At 45.2% G+C, this 16781-nt stretch carries 14 protein-coding genes; 9 read left to right on the top strand and 5 right to left on the bottom strand.

Annotated elements, in window-relative coordinates:
- Positions 1–892: 892 nt before the first annotated feature.
- A complete protein-coding gene (locus GCWU000325_RS00400; protein ID WP_006253874.1) occupies positions 893–1405 on the top strand; it encodes a helix-turn-helix domain-containing protein in 513 nt (170 codons plus the stop codon).
- Between the two features lie 609 nt (positions 1406–2014).
- Here GCWU000325_RS00400 and GCWU000325_RS00395 read toward each other — a convergent pair.
- Positions 2015–2239, bottom strand: a complete 225-nt coding sequence (locus tag GCWU000325_RS00395) for a hypothetical protein (RefSeq protein WP_006253872.1) — start codon at positions 2237–2239, stop codon at positions 2015–2017.
- A gap of 46 nt (positions 2240–2285) precedes the next feature.
- Positions 2286–4073 (bottom strand): tetratricopeptide repeat protein, encoded by a 1788-nt coding sequence (locus GCWU000325_RS00390; RefSeq protein ID WP_006253871.1) that lies wholly within the window; start codon positions 4071–4073, stop codon positions 2286–2288.
- Positions 4074–4854: 781 nt separating this feature from the next.
- Between GCWU000325_RS00390 and GCWU000325_RS00385 the strand changes: the two genes are divergently transcribed.
- The 6 genes from GCWU000325_RS00385 to GCWU000325_RS00360 all read left to right on the top strand — a co-directional run bounded on the left by GCWU000325_RS00385 (position 4855) and on the right by GCWU000325_RS00360 (position 10609).
- On the top strand, positions 4855–5559 hold the full coding sequence (locus GCWU000325_RS00385) for an HAD family hydrolase (protein ID WP_244832858.1): 705 nt from the start codon (positions 4855–4857) through the stop codon (positions 5557–5559).
- A gap of 30 nt (positions 5560–5589) precedes the next feature.
- Positions 5590–6408, top strand: coding sequence for a 3-methyl-2-oxobutanoate hydroxymethyltransferase (gene panB, locus GCWU000325_RS00380; RefSeq protein WP_006253867.1), 819 nt, complete (start codon positions 5590–5592; stop codon positions 6406–6408).
- A complete protein-coding gene (locus tag GCWU000325_RS00375; protein WP_006253866.1) occupies positions 6389–7567 on the top strand; it encodes an MFS transporter in 1179 nt (392 codons plus the stop codon). The genes panB and GCWU000325_RS00375 overlap by 20 nt, the downstream gene beginning before the upstream one ends.
- Positions 7568–7577: 10 nt before the next feature.
- Positions 7578–8405, top strand: coding sequence for a 4-(cytidine 5'-diphospho)-2-C-methyl-D-erythritol kinase (ispE, locus tag GCWU000325_RS00370; RefSeq protein ID WP_006253865.1), 828 nt, complete (start codon positions 7578–7580; stop codon positions 8403–8405).
- Positions 8402–9148, top strand: coding sequence for an EFR1 family ferrodoxin (locus tag GCWU000325_RS00365; RefSeq protein ID WP_006253864.1), 747 nt, complete (start codon positions 8402–8404; stop codon positions 9146–9148). The genes ispE and GCWU000325_RS00365 overlap by 4 nt, the downstream gene beginning before the upstream one ends.
- 273 nt (positions 9149–9421) lie before the next feature.
- Positions 9422–10609 carry a MalY/PatB family protein gene (locus GCWU000325_RS00360; protein ID WP_006253862.1) on the top strand — a complete coding sequence of 396 codons (1188 nt, stop codon included), beginning with the start codon at positions 9422–9424 and terminating at the stop codon, positions 10607–10609.
- A 316-nt stretch (positions 10610–10925) separates the two neighbouring features.
- Here GCWU000325_RS00360 and GCWU000325_RS00355 read toward each other — a convergent pair whose 3' ends face one another.
- The 3 genes from GCWU000325_RS00355 to GCWU000325_RS12475 form a co-directional block, all read right to left on the bottom strand.
- Positions 10926–13832, bottom strand: a complete 2907-nt coding sequence (locus tag GCWU000325_RS00355) for a golvesin C-terminal-like domain-containing protein (protein WP_006253860.1) — start codon at positions 13830–13832, stop codon at positions 10926–10928.
- A gap of 34 nt (positions 13833–13866) precedes the next feature.
- Entirely contained in the window at positions 13867–14421 is a 555-nt protein-coding gene (locus tag GCWU000325_RS00350) for a 1-acyl-sn-glycerol-3-phosphate acyltransferase (protein ID WP_006253859.1), read from the bottom strand.
- Positions 14422–14621: 200 nt separating this feature from the next.
- Positions 14622–14750 (bottom strand): hypothetical protein, encoded by a 129-nt coding sequence (locus tag GCWU000325_RS12475; protein ID WP_006253858.1) that lies wholly within the window; start codon positions 14748–14750, stop codon positions 14622–14624.
- A gap of 637 nt (positions 14751–15387) precedes the next feature.
- Between GCWU000325_RS12475 and rsmG the strand changes: the two genes are divergently transcribed.
- On the top strand, positions 15388–16020 hold the full coding sequence (rsmG, locus tag GCWU000325_RS00345) for a 16S rRNA (guanine(527)-N(7))-methyltransferase RsmG (protein WP_006253856.1): 633 nt from the start codon (positions 15388–15390) through the stop codon (positions 16018–16020).
- A complete protein-coding gene (locus GCWU000325_RS00340) occupies positions 16014–16658 on the top strand; it encodes an MBL fold metallo-hydrolase (RefSeq protein ID WP_006253855.1) in 645 nt (214 codons plus the stop codon). The genes rsmG and GCWU000325_RS00340 overlap by 7 nt, the downstream gene beginning before the upstream one ends.
- Positions 16659–16781 lie beyond the last annotated feature (123 nt).

Below are 16781 nucleotides of genomic sequence, written 5' to 3'. Positions count from 1 at the left end.
GAAATTAGAACTGTGTATTACTTGCAGATTTTTAATCATAATAGTGCTCAATCATACTCTGAATGGCTCAATTTCGTATAGATTGCAATCTATACATTTCAATTCTTTCATGAAGATTACTTTTTAGCGCCATTTATTTATGGTGCTTATTTTGCGTTTACTTCAATATAATCAATGCATTAAGTAGTTTTTCTTGTCTCCTGATTGTAATAAATGCTTTTAGCTTGCCTCCCCCTGATTGTTTTTAAAAGAGCTTCTTTCTATGATTTCGTATTAAAATTTAGGGGTACAAAGATTACAAAATAAGATATTGAAATTGTAATCAATACTTCATTCTTCCGCGCTTAAGTATTGGTATATAAATCAAAATATAGGAGAGAATTAATGGTGCTGAATATGGGCGTCAACATTTAAATATGTAAACATTGATTTAGTGCGCAGCTATTATTTTGTGTACTGAATAATAATTGGTTGTGAATGATTTTAGTATAAACATATGATTACCAGTGCTTATGTGTGGAATAAATAAAAGTGTTTTACAAGAGAAATACTTATTTTTTATCGCGTAAGCGATATTTGATCTAATTCTTAGCCTGTAGTGTTGTGTAAGAATGCTGATAACGAGTTTATTATGCTTATTATCTATAGTGTATTAAGACGTTATTTTGAGGGGTTATAGTTTATACATCTAATATTAAGCGCTTGTATACTTAGGCTGGTCTTGGTTTGTAAATAAGGGTTGGGTTGTAAATTAAATATTGGATTTGATTTTTATCTTTTCAATACTTGACGGGATTCTTGAAATGTGTATCTTTGCATAATTGAAAATATAAAATGTAAAACGGCACCTTTTTACCTAAAAATGGTAGTTGTGCTCTTAATTTAGCTCAAAATGGAAATGAAGGATCGTATTCGTCAACTAATGGATGACCAAAATTTGTCTCAGCAAGAATTTGCGCAGCGATTAAATTTGTCTGCGGCTTCTTTATCAAGTATATTTACCGGAAGAACTAACCCTACTAATAAGCATGTTTTAGCAATTCATCATGCCTTTCCAGAAGTAAATGTGAATTGGCTTTTATTTGGTGAAGGGGATAAGTTTAATGATGCTTCAGTTTTATCTTCTCCCTCCAAACAACAAGAAATAATTGAACCAATTTTTAATGAAGGGGGGATAGATTCTCCTTATCAAGCTGATTCAGAAGTATCTTTCTTTAATCAACTCGCAGTTTCACCTCAACAAAATCAAGTGCCTGCAGCGCCCAAATTAGAACCTGTTTACAAGGGTTCTTCACCGAACGCGATAACGATGAACAATCTTGACAAACATAAGCGAGAAATTAAAGAGATTCGCGTATTCTTTGATGACGGGACTTATGAAATTTTTGTTCCCGCCAAACGTTGAGTCTTAATTTTTGGCTTCCTGCAAAGCAAGTTTGTTAGTTAACCTAAAAGGCTTGTTTTCATTATTGCGATCTCTTGCTTGCATAGGCCATCCCTCGGCCCGCACGTGATATAGAGGGCGAGTGCCTTTACTGCTCTTTATTTAAGATTGTAGATAAGGCTGTACGGCGCATTGTATGCTTTTGTGTACGCTATTTTAGAATAGGTGCGGCTTTTAAGCTGATTCAGTTTTATTTTCTTCCCGCGGTTTCTTGTTTCTCTCCAGCAATAATCCGCTTGATTTACACATACTAGCGCCGATGTTTTATTATACAATGAGTGAGGCGGCATAAAGCATCCTAATCGCGCGAAAACAACTGACTCAGATGCATTGCAAGCGTCACAAAGACTCGCTATAAAGAGTACTTTTAGGTGGTAAAGTTCTGTTTAGATGCGCCCCGAAACGATTTATGTGCTCTATAAAGTCTTAAAGCGCGAGGGGCTGACCGATAATATTGGCTTGAGAATCTGCATTCATTCGCACAAGTTTAAGAAAGTTGTCCCTGCTTCATCCATTTTTTTAGATTCTTTTGAGGAAATAGGGTTGAAAACCTTTGTTTGGTTTTCGACCCTATTGTTTAAAGTCCAGCCAAGCATTGCCGTCCTGCGGGTTTGTCTCAACTAGTAGTCTCAAGCTGTCAAGATAAACCGTCGGATCTATTTCGTCATCTTCAATGCTATCAATGGCGATGGATTCTGCGTTGAAATCCATAGAGTCCGTCACGTATTGCGCCGAGGTCGGGATACTCAAACTTGCAAGGAATAGCAAGATTATCAAATGTTTAATTCTTTTCATAAAGAAAATTAGTTTGGTAAGTTGGCCTGAGTTCGACGAATTCAGCTTATTTTAATAAGTCTTCATATTCTGGATTCCCTTTCAGGCTGCTCAACCACGGGAGATCTCGGAGTCCTGCATACCAATAATCGCCCTCTTTGATGCCATTTCGAAGCACCTCTATGGCTTTTGCGGTCTCACCTTGAAGCGCATAGAACCCTGCAATTTCAAAGAAGTATTCGTTGTTGGGGTCATTTGCTAAGAATTCATCCATATCTTGGCGTGCTTGGGCGGCATCGCCCCAAAAATACTGTGCAATGATATTAGCCACAGATATTGTTACATCAATTTTAAGCGCAAACGTTCGCCAATTGGCCTGCAAACTGAGCGAGTCAGATCGAGCCGGAAGCGCTTTGTGCGGCTGATCAAGCAGCCATCCGTACCAGACCGCCATCATTTGACGCTTGTAAAAATCTTCTGATGCTTCGAAAGCTATTTGTAGATCAGCCAAAGCTTTCGAATTGAGTTGAGCGTTTTTCCCTTGACCTTGCAAGATGTAAGTCATAGCCCGCAATTCGTGAGTCATAGGGACTCCATACCAGTCAATCTTCTTGCCAATCTTGATACATTTATTTACGGCTTTAATTGCTGCCTCATAATTTCCTTGTGCGCCGTAGAGCTTGCAGAGAAGGCTGTAGGGTTCTACCAAGCCTCTTTCGTCACCCTTTTGTTCTTGGATTAATTTGTTTACCAATTCAATAGATTTTTCCCATTGACGCATTCCATAGTAGCCAAAGATTAACACGAACGCCAAATCCTCGTAGGGCCTTTGCTCGTAAGCTGCTTCTAAGTGGGGAAGGGCCTCCTTAGACCTATTGCAAAGCATCAAAAGCATTCCTTCATAGTAGTGCCATTGAGGTTCCTGCGGTTTGGCCTTAATTTTTTGTAGAATATAATTTTCAATAGCTTGAACCGTGCTAGCACCTAGCTTTTTCCACTCTTTGAAGAAAAATAAGGGTATAGTAGCTTCGTTCGCTAATTCTTCAGCTAATATTACGGTGAAAGCCGAATCTACAAGCGCTTGTGTAAAATCTATCGGCATCAATCCCGCCTTAATGCGTGCTTCGTTTTCAGAGGCATAGATCGAATTTCCGTATGCTGCTAATTTCATATAGGAATCCGCCAGAAGAAATGCAGTTCCGTATTTGTTATCGGAAATGTCATAGGCTAATTTGATTCGTTCCCAAGCGCGATAATTGCGCATCTCTGTACTTATTTTTATTGAATCTTCCACGCTTGCTACCCGTTCAGCGGCGTTAATCAGCGCTTCTACATAATCTTCAGAGTGGTGTGTGCGAATATATTCGTAGTTGATCGAGTCATAGTATTCAGCCATATCGTAGTCATCTTCCTCGTAGTAAGCCTGGGCTAAGCCGTTTTTGATTATTACATTTTGCGGCAGACGCTGCAGCATCGTTTTCAATAGTTCTATGCGCTTGTTTCCGGAAAAGCCAAACTTAACCAGCCGACAGGCTCTTTCCATGTCATCCGAGTTGGCGGCTGATAGGAGAGAAACGCATTTCTGTAGCGCCTGTTCAAAGAGCGTTGTGTCAGCATCCTGGTACCAATAGGCCTCTGCCAAGTTTAGCCAAGCTTTTCCGTCCTGCGGGTTTTGCTCAACGAGTAGCCTCAGGCTATCAAGGGAAACCTTAAAATCCATCTCGATTTCTTCAATGCTATCTGCGACGACAGAATCTGAGTCGAGTTCCATAGCCTCCGGCACATATTGCGCCAAGGTAGGGATACTTAAACTTGCAAAGAATAGCAAGAGTAGCAGGTGTTTAATTCTTTTCATAAAGAATACTATTTAGTAAGTTGTATAAGTCAAAGATTGGGTTTCGTGCAAATGTAAACATTTAAAGACTTTTCATAAGTATTTCCTAACTAAAAAATTATATCTCCCTTTGTTAACCGGTGAGTTGCCCGTCTGCTGCGCTGCCATTGCCTTATTCGCTTCATTCGCACGCCCATCCGGCTGATTGTCTTCCGGTTTTGCTTCGTCTGCTTTTTGGCTGTGAGGCCTACTGATAAGCTAAAGGTATATTCGCTTCACATTCGCGACGCTTTTATCGTTGGAAATGAAAAGTAAGTCCCTGTTTTTTTAGGGTTATCGTCTGTTATTTAGATTTATCCCCATCGGCTTTCTACGCATAAAGCACGTAAGTCGCAGGTTTTTTATCGTGAGGAAAAAGGCTTCACGTCGTGAGCGCAAAGGTTTGTTCTCGTGAGCGCAAAGGTTTTTTATCACGAGCGCAAACGGCATACTCCAAAGCGCTTGGTGCTCATTCTGTAGCGGGCGCTGACTAAGGTGCGTACTTCCCAGTAGGTAAATGCTTCTAAAGCGTCCGGATGTGAACTAAAAGGCAAAAAATAGGCGCTTTTCAGTCGAGAAACAGATCTATTGCTTGCAGCTTTTGCCATCACCGCTTTGAGAGTTTGGCTTCGCTTGGTTGCAAGCGAAGTTGACGAACACAATCTCTGAGACCTGAGCTATCAATAATGTGCATCGTAGTTCTCAAAATAAGCGCTTACGAGCCTATATGCTGCCGGTAGCGAACAGAAGGCGTAACTATTCTTTGCAACTTAGAAAGTTAGTCGTACTTTTGCAGCATATTCAAGACGAATACAATATGGTTACAAGTCTGAAAACGGCAGCTCTGTTTGATTGCGATGGAGTTATTGTCAACACAGAGCCGCAGTATACGGCGTTTTGGACGACTATCGGACACGAATTTCTACCCTCGCGGGCAAATTTCGCGAAAGAGATCAAGGGCAATACGCTTATCAACGTCTTTAATTGCTATTTTTCCGGCAATGAAGCGCTTCAAGCAGAGATAAAAGCCCGCATCAAGCATTTTGAAGCCCACATGCGGTTTCCTTATGTGGAGGGCGTTGTGGCCTTTATACGCACGTTGCAGCAGCAGGGCATACCTACGGCCTGTGTGACGAGTTCAAATGAAGAAAAGATGGCCTCCCTTTATGCCGCATTGCCTGATTTTCAATCCTTATTCACACATATTTTTACGGCAGAGGACACGCGCCGCTCAAAGCCCGCCCCCGATTGCTATATAGCTGCGGCCAACTATTTTGGCTTAGCGCCCCAGACGTGTGTAGTCTTTGAGGACTCGCTGAGCGGACTGCAAGCCGGTCGCGATAGCGGGGCTAAAGTGGTCGGCTTGTCGACGGAAAATGCACCGGAACGCATTGCGCCCCTCTGCGACGTGGTGATCCCCGACTTTAATCAATTCACCTATTCCTCCTTTAGCGCTTTGCTGGGCTGAGGGCCTTATTTCTAAAGCTTATAATCAATCATGACTGCTTATTTGAATGATGATCGCCGCAAGGTGACGACAAAACGTTTGAAAGAGATGAAGGCCGACGGCCGAAAAATCGCGATGCTGACCTCTTATGATTATACCACGGCGCGCATTGTCGATGGTGCCGGCATTGATATCATACTCGTGGGCGATAGCGCTTCGAATGTGATGGCCGGCAACGTGACTACGCTCCCCATTACTGTGGATCAGATGATTTATCATGCGTCTGGCGTGGTGCGTGGCGTGAAGCGGGCCTTGGTCGTCTGCGACATGCCGTTCGGTTCTTACCAAGTCTGTGCCGATGATGGCGTTCGCAACGCTATTAGGATGATGAAAGAAAGTGGCTGCGACGCCTTAAAAGTTGAGGGTGGCGTAGAAATCCTCCCAACAATCAGAAAAATTCTCGACGCAGGTATACCTGTGATGGGCCATTTAGGACTAATACCACAGAGCATCAATAAGTTTGGGACGTATGCCGTAAGGGCGCAGGAAAAGGAGGAAAGCGATAAACTCTATGCCGATGCTTTGGCCTTGGCGGAGGTGGGTTGCTTTGCCATTGTCTTGGAAAAGATTCCGGCAACGTTGACGCAGCGCGTTGTTGAGGCCGTCGACATTCCTATTATCGGGATTGGCGGCGGTACGGCTGACGGACAAGTGCTCGTCATTGACGATATGCTGGGCAAGAATAAAGACGTTTCACCCAAGTTTCTCCGCCGTTATGCTGACCTAACGACGGTGATGACCGACGCGATTAAGCGCTATGTGAACGACGTAAAGACAGGAGATTTTCCCAATGAGAACGAGTGCTACTAATCCTTTGCGGAGCTTAAACTTTCAGAGACTTTGCTGGGCGAACCTCTTATTTTGGACTTTCGCTTTCGGCTTAATCCCTTATCTTTATTTACACTTTGGCGGCGATTTTCTGATCACGACCGGTTGTATCTTAGCTTTCACCGTCGGATTGATTGTTCCCGGTCCCTTCAATGCCTACATCGTTGAGCGCTTTTCACGTAAGGCCGTATTTTTGTGGAGTAGTATTTTGCAAGGCGTTTGCGCTTTGGCCCTCTTAGAGGCGAACTTGCCGCTCATTTATATATATGTCTTGTCTGCATGTTTTGGCGTCTTCTTCGAATTTGCGCAAAATGCACTCAATAATACGATCGTTAATGACCTTTTGCTCTCATCTAGTCGAACTTTAGGCGATAGTTTGTTGAGCTGGTTTGGGCGTTTCGGACTCCCGATTGGGTGGCTTTGCGTGCTTTATTTGCCGCAGTTACTTCGGCAACCGGCTTTGACGGACGCCTTGTTGTTCATTCCGCTGTGCTTGTCCATCTTTTTGGTTTTCTGTACAAAGATTCCGCTCAAAGCTCCTGTTAAAGTGCAGCTGATTTCTTGTGATCGCTTCTGGCGTTCTTGTGGTTGGCCTTTATTTCTTATGTGTTTAGTGGCCGCAGGTATAGAGGGAATGTTGTTGGCTCTTGTGCTGCAAACTCCTATCTCTGTTACGGTGAACGATATGCTATTTATTGGCGCCGGCCTTCTCGCTGCATTTTTCGTGCGCAAGACAGTTTTTGTCGAGGCGGACGATCGTGCCGAAATGTTTGTCGGACTTCTGTTGTATTTAGCTGCACTCCTGTTGCTCGCGCAGCCACTTTCTTCGATTCATAACGCAGCATACGCGCTTTTTGGTGCGGGTTGCGGCCTTACAGCCTCACGTCTGCTGATGTATTTCCTGAAATTGTCCGGGCATTGTCAGCGCGGAACGTCGCAGAACACCTTTATGCTGGGCTGGCGCATAGGTTTTGCTATCGGTTGGAGCGTCGTAGCTTTTTGTTATGATGGACTTTCGGTCAGCACATTGTATTATGCGGGCGCCGGAGTTGTCGTGGGTTTACTTTGCGTGTATTTGGTTTTGGTGCATCCTTGGTTTAATAAGCACAAAGATCGAGATTTTCGTTTCAAAGAAGTATAATGCAGACATTATGATTGAGTATCCTTTTTGCAAAATCAATATCGGACTGAACATTGTCAGTAAGCGCGCCGACGGATATCACAACTTGGAGACGATTTTCTATCCGGTACCGCTCACAGACGTACTGGAATTTAAACAACTCCAACACAGTGACGATCCGTATCGGTTTCAGCAGGTCGGCCATCGTTTGGAAGGGCCGGCAGAAAGCAATTTAGTCATTCGAGTTTATGAACAGTTGCGCGCCGAGTTTGATTTGCCATCGCTGGATATTTACTTAAACAAACGCATTCCTTCCGGTGCCGGTCTTGGAGGCGGCAGTAGCGACGCCGCCTTTATGATGCGAATGCTCAATACCGAGTTTCAGTTAGGTTTATCCGACAAACAAATGGAAGAGCGTGTAGCTGCGTTTGGCGCCGATTGCGCTTTCTTCATTCAAGGTAAGCCTTCGTTCGCCACAGGTATAGGCAACGAACTCACCCCCATAGATTTTACCTTAAAAGGTTGGACTTTAGTCTTGGTAAAACCCCAAGAGGCAGTCTCAACAAAGGCGGCTTATGCTGCGATTTGCCCACGTCCGGCTGACAAATTCTTGCCGGATTCCGTGCAGCGCCCGGTAGAAGAATGGAAAGATCTGATAAAAAACGACTTTGAAGCGACCGTCTTCCCCCAGTTTCCAAAAATAGCGGCCATAAAAGAGACGCTCTACGATATGGGCGCAGTTTACGCCGCTATGTCCGGCAGTGGCAGTTGCGTATTCGGATTATTCAGGCGCAAACAAGAAGCCGTGCGCAAAGTATTTTCGGATTGCTTCGTTTACCAATCCTTGATTCGTCAATGATTTGCTACTTTTCAGGGACAGGCAACACGCGTTTGGTCGCCGAGGCCTTGGGCGCCTTGCTTGATGACGCAATTACGCCCATTACAACGGCACCTCCCGTTATCGAGGACGTAACTTTGGGCTTAGTATTCCCCATTTACGCTTGGGGAATGCCCGAGATCTTTGCCAAATGGCTTAAAGACGTGAAAATTTCCGCCCAAGTTTCGTACATATATATGGTATGTACCTGCGGCGATGACATAGGTTGTACGGACAAAACTTTGAGAAAGAGTTTGCTCATCCATCATCAGCGCTCACTGCAAGCAGCTTTTTCGCTGCGTATGCCCAATACCTACGTATCCCTTCCCGGTTTCGACGTTGATAGTGAGGCTTTGGCCGAGCAGAAACTTGCTGTGGCGCGCGAAGAGCTTAAAGTGATAACTGAGCACATCCGCCTTCGCCACCAAATCGTGCAAGTTGTACCCGGCCGATTCCCGCGCTTGAAGACCTATCTCTTAAGGCCATTTTTCAATCGCTTTTTATTGAGTGATAAGCCCTTTTCCGCTACACCCGACTGCATCACTTGTCGTACCTGCGAACGCGTCTGTCCGGTGCAGAATATTGCTTTCACATCCTCCCGTCCAGAGTGGGGCGGCCGCTGTACGGGTTGTTTGGCCTGTTATCACCATTGCCCGCAGCATTGCATCCATTACGGGAAAAAGACCTACGGTAAAGGACAGTATAAAGTGCCAAAGACTTTATAGTAAGCTTTTATTTTGTTTTTTAGAAGACTATTTCCCGACAATTTCAGTTGGTCTCTTTCCCGCTATGCTCTTCTTTATGAGCCATGAAGACCAATTTCCTATGGATTCGCACCTTATTACCAATAATTCTTCCTATTTTTGCCCAAAAGCATGTTACTGTAATGGGTCATAAGTGCAGAAGTATACCGGCCCGTAAGCAGCGAATATTCCGGAAAATCAAAGCCGGTTAACCCTACCACTGAAATAAAAACACACATAACAAATCTTTGACCAATGGATAAACGATATGATTTTGACCAAATCATAGAACGCAAAGGTTCCAACGATATGAAGCACGAGTTTATGCCGCTTATCTGGCATCGTGATGACCTTTCGCCTATGTGGGTTGCGGATATGGACTTCGCATCTCCCGATTTTATTTTAGACGCCCTGAAAAAACGCTTAGAACATCCTATTTTAGGCTACACCTCGTTCCCAAAAGGCTATTGGGAAACTATAGCTAAATGGATAGCAGATCACCATAGTTGGCAGACGCAGCCCGATTGGTATCGCTTTATTTCAGGTATTGTAAAAGGCATTGGCTATGTGCTCAACGTCTTTACCAAGCCCGGCGATAAGGTGATCATACAATCGCCCGTCTATCACCCCTTCCATCTCGTGCCGGAGGGAAACCAATTGAAGGTTGTCAACAATCCGCTCCGTATGAATCCGGATGGACGCTACGAAATGGACTTTGAGCAACTCGAAGAGTGCTATGACGAGCAATGCAAGGTCTTTATTTTATGCAACCCTCATAATCCCGGCGGACGCTGTTGGGATTACGCGACGCTCAAACGCTTGGCCGATTTCTGTTATTCGCATCATATGGTGGTTATTTCTGACGAAATACACTGCGATATGGCCATTTTCGGCCACAAACACATTCCTTTTGCGCACGTTTCTCAGGAAGCGGCGGAGATTAGTATCACTTTCGGCGCGCCGAGTAAGACATTTAACATCGCCGGCTTGGTTAGCTCTTACGCCATCGTTCCCAACGAGCAGTTGCGTAAGAAATTCTTCGGCTGGCTCGATGGTAATACCATCTCTGAAGGAAATATTTTCTCGCCCATTGCGACAATGGCAGCCTATGAGCAAGGCGAAACTTGGCGCCGGCAAATGTTGGCTTACGTAGAAGAGAATATTTTGGCCGTCGAAGCTTTCTGTGAGCGCTATATGCCGCAGATTCGCCCCATTCGCCCCGAAGCGAGCTTCCTCATCTGGCTTGATTGCCGCGCGTTAGGCTTAGATCACGATCAGTTGCAGCAACTTTTTGTCGACAAGGCCCGATTGGCGCTCAACGATGGAGAGATGTTTGGCCCGGGAGGTGAAGGTTTTATGCGCATGAATGTGGGTTCGCCGCGCGCATATATCCTTCAGTGTTTAGAGCAGTTGAAAACGGCAGTAGAAAGTTTGGAAAAATAATCTCAGTACCTTTTATATATTTAGCAGACAACTGCTCACGAGAGGCGCATCGTTTGGGTGCGCCTCTGTTTGTTTGCGTTTGGCTTGACTCGCTCACAAATATAAAGGAGAAGAGCAATGCATGTAAGCGTAAAGCACTGAGCGTGGCGCGCGAAAGTCGCATGAGTTTAATGTCCTCTCGTGAGCGTAGACCTTTTTTATCACGAGCGCACACTCGTACCCTCACGAGCGTACAACTTTACGCTCACGATAAAAAGCGCTGACGGAGGAATATTGTGCTGGCAAATGTTTGTTGTTCAGCCTTTAGTTGTCCAACTTATTTTCTTTCAAACAGGAAGCGGAGCATCGCTTTCATAGCTTGCTGCCGAATCGTGGCAGACGTGATGCATTCGAAAGGGACGGTCATCATAATAGCTCGACGCTGTTTGCCTTGAAAAGCAACGCCGCAGGGGGTGCGGTCAGAGAAAGTAAACGCAGTAAAAGCGTTGTTGTCTGTTGGGAGGATCAAATCGCAGTTTTGAATGGTGTAATGATCTTCGTTAAGTTGGTTATAGAAGGGTAAAGTTAGGTTTAAACCGATCAAACTATCGGTATTCTCAATCGTTTTCGAGCCAATTAGCTTTGCTTTGAAAACTTTACTCAAGAAATGCTTTGCCGCAGAGGTTTGCTCATCAGAGGCAATGTAAGCGCCGCTTACCAATAAGTTGCCCCCATTGTGTGCATATTCTTCCATTTTATGCCGAACATTGGCCGGAAAGGCTTCATAGGGGCGCAGATTGTAAGAGGTGTTTTTTTCTAATCCGGCTATGTAATCTACGGCATCAAAGTGTTTCCAGTCGATAGTCGGAGCTGCTGCTTTAGAACAGGATACGAAAGATACATCGCCCATAGCTTGTATGGCCGCGCCGTGCGTTTCGGGGTAATTAAATGTGTTGCCGGCAATTTGTTTCCCCATCAACTCTTGTCCACAATAGCCCAAACCGCTCGGGCCTTCAAGCCCTTCAGCCGCACGATCAAAGTTCTTTTGATAACCGGCAAAGGCCGTGGTGTACAAATAGGGCACGCCTATATCTTGGCGCAGATCAAAGCCTAAACTATCGAGCGTCTCTATCGGACAAGGGCCACTTAGGCGTGTAAAACCATTGACGATTAGGACCGTATGCTTTGATTCTTTGGCTTTATATAGGGTCAGCGCTTCGCTTGGAAAGCTCTCTCCGCCACTGTTGACGGCTGTTACTTGGAAACTATAACGCACGCCGGGCGTAATATTTAGACGAACGGATGTGCTATTTACGATTTGACCGTTGTCAAATTCGTTGTCGCCTTGCTTTATATACAACACGTATTTGTCAGGAACGGCACTTGGTTCTAACGAATCGGGCGTAGCTTGCCAATTTAATAAGGCCGCATCGCCCTCGGGTGAGAGTAGGGCAGAGAAATTGCGGATCGGGAGCGGCGCTACTACGGGCTGATCGATTTTGTGCGAGGCGGATACGTAGCGAAGTATGGCCTTGTAAATCGCACGCGCCATCGTGAATTTGAAATTTGGATCATGGCCAAACTTCATGTCAGAGAAATTCTGATGAGACATTGTCTCCAAGATCGCAGAAGGGACGTTTGGCATCCTTGTTTCGGCATAATTGCGGTCCCAAAGCTCGCGCCGCGTCCACGCAACATTGTACGTCTTGCCCAAATCTCGGACTATGCCCGTCAAAAGTATGTCGGCGAAATCGGCCGACGCTTTACGCGAAAGTCCGGATGGGTATATCGTCGATCCGTTTCCATCTTGCGTCGTGCAAATGCCTAACGTGCCGAAAATACTTCCATCTTTCCTGTAGCCGGCATCGCTGTGGATCGCCAAAGATAGCTCGAAAGGAACGCGCTTTCCGGACTGTGTCGGTAAATAGTCGCTCCCTCCCGCGAAATAGTTCAATAGATTTGGCCTGCAACGTAGATCGTCTTTATAATCATCGAATCCTGCTTCCGTATTAAAGAGAGAGTCGGGCAGGCCGGCCCATTGTGCTTGATAGCGGGCAGCTTCTAAGAAGCGCGGAAGACCACTTGTGAACGCCGTGCCGCGTTCGTCTTGCGCGAAGCCGCCCCCAAAGCGAACGCCGTCCGCAGTAACGACGCCGCGATAGCTACTTTGGTTGCTTAAAACCACGCGTCCGGAGTGGTTTTCCCCTTCATCGAAAGGGAAAGTTCCGAGATAGACCCACGTACTCCCGCCCATCTGCTGGTTAACGTTGATTTGCGTGCGCCCGCCCTTATGATAAACCGTGTAGTGTGCGTCCGGGACGCTGTTGGGCAAGGATGCGTAAGACACATACACGGCATAGTCTCCCTTGCGTGGGATGCGGGGCGACCAAGTTGCGGTTGAGAGGCTCGTATGTCCTTTTATGGCGACTACTTGTCGAGCTGTGCCCAAGCGAAAAGGGAAAATGCTGTCGTTAATCAAGCCTTCTGGACGCGCAAAGCCGATCGAGTCGGCCACAGTTTGCCACTTCGCGTTAGCGGTATAAGTTTCTGTATACGTCCCTCCAGAGTTCCGGTTATCATTATCAACAATCGTCTCGTGAAATTGCACATCTCGTTCCCTCGGACTATAAACTACAGCTCCCGCTTTCTCAAGCATAGGAAACAAGAATGGGTAAACGAAAGATTGCGTAAAGATATCTTCAGTCGTACAATAGATATAGGGCCGCTGCCATTGCCATCTATCGTTTTTATAATAGCGTCCGTGGCTCGGCCATACCATTAAATGGCGCCCTTGTAGTCCTGCCGAAACCGTATATGGGGCCGACACGTTTTTTGTCCAAGGATAGCCCTTGTAATTGATTGAGCCCCAGTTGCGCGCATCGTCGATCTGTCCTTCTCGGTAAAGGTTAGGAATCAGTTGCTCTATGTTTTCACCCTTCGCGTTAAAGATAAAAATGCTGTAAGTATTGTATGGCTGATACAACTTCCGCTGTAGGCGGCTGTAAATATTGCGTACGGAAGAAGGCGTAAAAGGTTGCGCACAAAAAGCTTCGTTGGCGTAGATGCTAATTTCCTTTTTTGCGTCGTTGATGATCGCGCTATCCATTCTGTAAAATGCAGATGGTTGATAGCCGCTCAAATGATAGGACGTGAAGAACTCGTGTAGGAGCGTGTCGATGTCTTGTGCCTGCGCCGAGCAGGCGCAAAAAAATAAGGAGATAAGGATCGTGCGCAAGCGAAGCATATTGCCGATTGATGAGGGTTTGTTGATGAAGTTTTTAAATAGATTCTACTTGAAATTTTTCCGGATGTCGGCCCTTAAAGGGACGATAATAATCCATAATCTCTTTCAAGTCCTTTTGCTCGTCAGAACCCGGACGGATCTCTTTATGGCAAACGATTCGCTTGTTCTGATAATCTACGGCAAAAAGCAAGATTGGCACATCGGCCTTTTGGGCAATATAATAAAAACCTCTTTTCCAATGCTCCACTTTAGAGCGTGTTCCTTCCGGCGTGACTGCAATGCGACAATGAGGGCGGCGCTTAAACTCCGCCGCCAGTTGATCAGTCATGCTCGTACGCTTGCTTCGGTTTACGGGAATGCCACCGATGCCTTTCAGCAGCAAGCCTAAGGGCCAGAAGAACCATTCTTTTTTCATTAGAAAAGAAGCTTTTTTTTCGGTAGTTCTGATGTATAGCTCGCCTAAGATAAAATCGAGGTTACTCGTATGCGGAGCTACGGCAAAGATGCACTTGTCCGGTATGGGCAAAGTTACATCTGCTGTCCAGCCCAACCATTTATAGAGAATGGTACGGCAAATCTGCTTGATCATATATGAGTCGTGAGTTGGTTTATCGCATGCAAAATTACAAAAAACAAGAAGTTTCGCTTGAAACTTCCTGAGTATGTTGCACGAAAATATGCTCTTGCAGCGCTATTTCCTATAAAACAGGGCTGCATGTAAGCAATAGATTTCAATAAAGGCTCAAATGATACCGCTTGTAGCCAGATTGAGGGCCACATAAGGCGAAATCAGTTGAGCGATAAGTCTGATTTTGTAGATGTCTCTATGAGTTCCGGTCTGAAACTACGAGCGAATTGGCGGATAAACTCTAATGTTTCCTCTCTAGGACTTGTCCGCAAAGGTAGAGATTCTGTCATAGACGATAACTTTATAGCGTGATTACTTAATTATGAAACGTAATTTTTTCGTTTTTAGTGTGATTCCTACTATTATTTTCTGCTTTTCTTGTCAGCTTTTTTGCTTTAGGAGGACTAAAGGACAACATTGCTGCTGAAGCCCATTTGAAAATAATTCATACCGGTAAGGAGGAGCACGAACAGAGTAGCTTGCAATTCATGAATATGGCCTATGTAGCTTCGTAAAGTAAGGATGCGTATCCTTTAAGTCGGAAAAAAAGCCTGCACGACAAGGTTTTGTATCACCTCCGACCAATCAACGAATCTTCCCTTCGTGAGCGTAAGCCTTTTTCATCACGAGCGTAAAGACGTACCATCACGATGGTACAATCTTACGCTCACGAGAGGAAATGGGTGAGGTGCGTAATTCGTGAGCAGGAAGTGCGTTGTTTGTTGTTTTTTCTGTACCTGCGATAGCTTGTTTTCTAATGTCGTGCTTTCGTTTTGCGTACTTTTCTTCACCATATTAAGAGGGTATAACCTAAACAGCGCACTGCATTTCATTTGCTTGGGGCGGAAACGATGTTTTATGCCTTTTCGGCCCAAAACATCCTGCAATCCTTTTGTGAAGTCGGGGCTTTGGCGTAACTTCGCCGACATGAATGCTGTAGATATTATATTTAAATATTTCCCTTCTCTGACTCCGGAACAAAGAGTGCAGTTTGAGCAGCTCGATGCTTTGTATCATGATTGGAATAGCAAGATCAACGTTATTTCGAGAAAAGACATTGACAATCTCTATGAGCACCATGTGCTCCATTCGCTGGGCATTGCGAAGGCCCTGCGCTTTCGTCCGGAAACGGAAGTGATGGATTTGGGTACGGGAGGCGGATTTCCCGGTATCCCCTTGGCCATTCTCTTTCCAGAAGTGCGATTTACGCTATTGGATAGCATCGGTAAGAAAATCAAAGTGGCATCGGCCGTCATCGAAGCTCTGAATTTGCAGAACGTGAAAGCCTTCCACAGAAACGTCATCGAAGAAAAGCAAAAATTTGACTTCATCGTCAGTCGAGCAGTGATGCCTTTGCCGGATATGGAGAAGTTGGTGCGCAAAAATATCAGTAAGACGCAGCGCAATGCCTTACCCAACGGCCTCGTTTGCTTGAAGGGCGGAGAATTGACCGAAGAGTTGCAGCACTATAAAAAGAAATCAGAGGTGTGGGACTTGAGCAATTATTTTGAAGAACCTTTCTTTGCCACTAAAAAGGTGGTTTATGTCACGCTATGCTAAAGATTAAACGCTTTATATTTAATATGGTGCAAGAAAATTGCTACGTCTTGCACGATGAAACGCAGGAAGGCGTCATCATAGATTGCGGCGCACTGATGCCGGAAGAGGAGGAAGCTCTGCGCGATTACATTGCCGCCGAAGGCATACAGGTGAAACACCTCTTGCATACGCACAGTCATTTTGATCATGTCTTTGGTGATCAATTTGTATACAGCACCTACGGCATAAAACCGGAGATGCATGAGCTGGAGGTAGCACTCTATGGTGATGTGAGCGGGCAAGTGGCGATGTTTTTGCATCGCAATATTTCGGTAGTTGTACCTCCGCTTGGCAATGTCTTTACCGGACGAGATGAGATAAAGTTTGGCAACCACACGCTTGAGATTATCGAGACGCCCGGCCATTCTCCGGGCGGCGTATGCTTTTATTGCCGGGCTGAAAAAGCTTTGTTCAGTGGCGATAGCTTATTTAAGCATGAAATAGGCCGATTCGATTTCCCTTATGGTGATGGGGCCGCACTCATAGACAATTTAAAGACAAAAATACTTACGCTTCCTGCGGATGTAAACGTGTATCCCGGTCACGGAGATGCAACGAGCATCGAAGAAGAACGGGCGTATAACCCTTATTTGCGGTAAAAACCGCTTTAAATAGGTAGGTTTGTACAGCGAAAAGAAGATTTCAGTCAGCTTAAATCACTATTATTAGGTATTGTAGAAAGATAGTCTCGACTATAACTTTGCAACGTTTAAAAATAATAG

The sequence above is a fragment of the Alloprevotella tannerae ATCC 51259 genome (genome assembly GCF_000159995.1).
Classification (GTDB): domain Bacteria; phylum Bacteroidota; class Bacteroidia; order Bacteroidales; family Bacteroidaceae; genus Alloprevotella; species Alloprevotella tannerae.
Note: the sequence above shows the minus strand (reverse complement) of the source record. Positions and strands in the feature narration are given on the sequence as shown.

Excerpts from the sequence above, each read along its gene's own strand:
- GCWU000325_RS00400 (WP_006253874.1), top strand. The coding sequence starts at position 893 with ATGGAAATGAAGGATCGTATTCGTCAACTAATGGATGACCAAAATTTG.
- GCWU000325_RS00395 (WP_006253872.1), bottom strand. The coding sequence starts at position 2,239 with ATGAAAAGAATTAAACATTTGATAATCTTGCTATTCCTTGCAAGTTTG.
- GCWU000325_RS00390 (WP_006253871.1), bottom strand. The coding sequence starts at position 4,073 with ATGAAAAGAATTAAACACCTGCTACTCTTGCTATTCTTTGCAAGTTTA.
- panB (WP_006253867.1), top strand. The coding sequence starts at position 5,590 with ATGACTGCTTATTTGAATGATGATCGCCGCAAGGTGACGACAAAACGT.
- GCWU000325_RS00375 (WP_006253866.1), top strand. The coding sequence starts at position 6,389 with ATGAGAACGAGTGCTACTAATCCTTTGCGGAGCTTAAACTTTCAGAGA.
- ispE (WP_006253865.1), top strand. The coding sequence starts at position 7,578 with ATGATTGAGTATCCTTTTTGCAAAATCAATATCGGACTGAACATTGTC.
- GCWU000325_RS00365 (WP_006253864.1), top strand. The coding sequence starts at position 8,402 with ATGATTTGCTACTTTTCAGGGACAGGCAACACGCGTTTGGTCGCCGAG.
- GCWU000325_RS00360 (WP_006253862.1), top strand. The coding sequence starts at position 9,422 with ATGGATAAACGATATGATTTTGACCAAATCATAGAACGCAAAGGTTCC.
- GCWU000325_RS00355 (WP_006253860.1), bottom strand. The coding sequence starts at position 13,832 with ATGCTTCGCTTGCGCACGATCCTTATCTCCTTATTTTTTTGCGCCTGC.
- GCWU000325_RS00350 (WP_006253859.1), bottom strand. The coding sequence starts at position 14,421 with ATGATCAAGCAGATTTGCCGTACCATTCTCTATAAATGGTTGGGCTGG.
- GCWU000325_RS12475 (WP_006253858.1), bottom strand. The coding sequence starts at position 14,750 with ATGACAGAATCTCTACCTTTGCGGACAAGTCCTAGAGAGGAAACATTA.
- rsmG (WP_006253856.1), top strand. The coding sequence starts at position 15,388 with ATGAATGCTGTAGATATTATATTTAAATATTTCCCTTCTCTGACTCCG.
- GCWU000325_RS00340 (WP_006253855.1), top strand. The coding sequence starts at position 16,014 with ATGCTAAAGATTAAACGCTTTATATTTAATATGGTGCAAGAAAATTGC.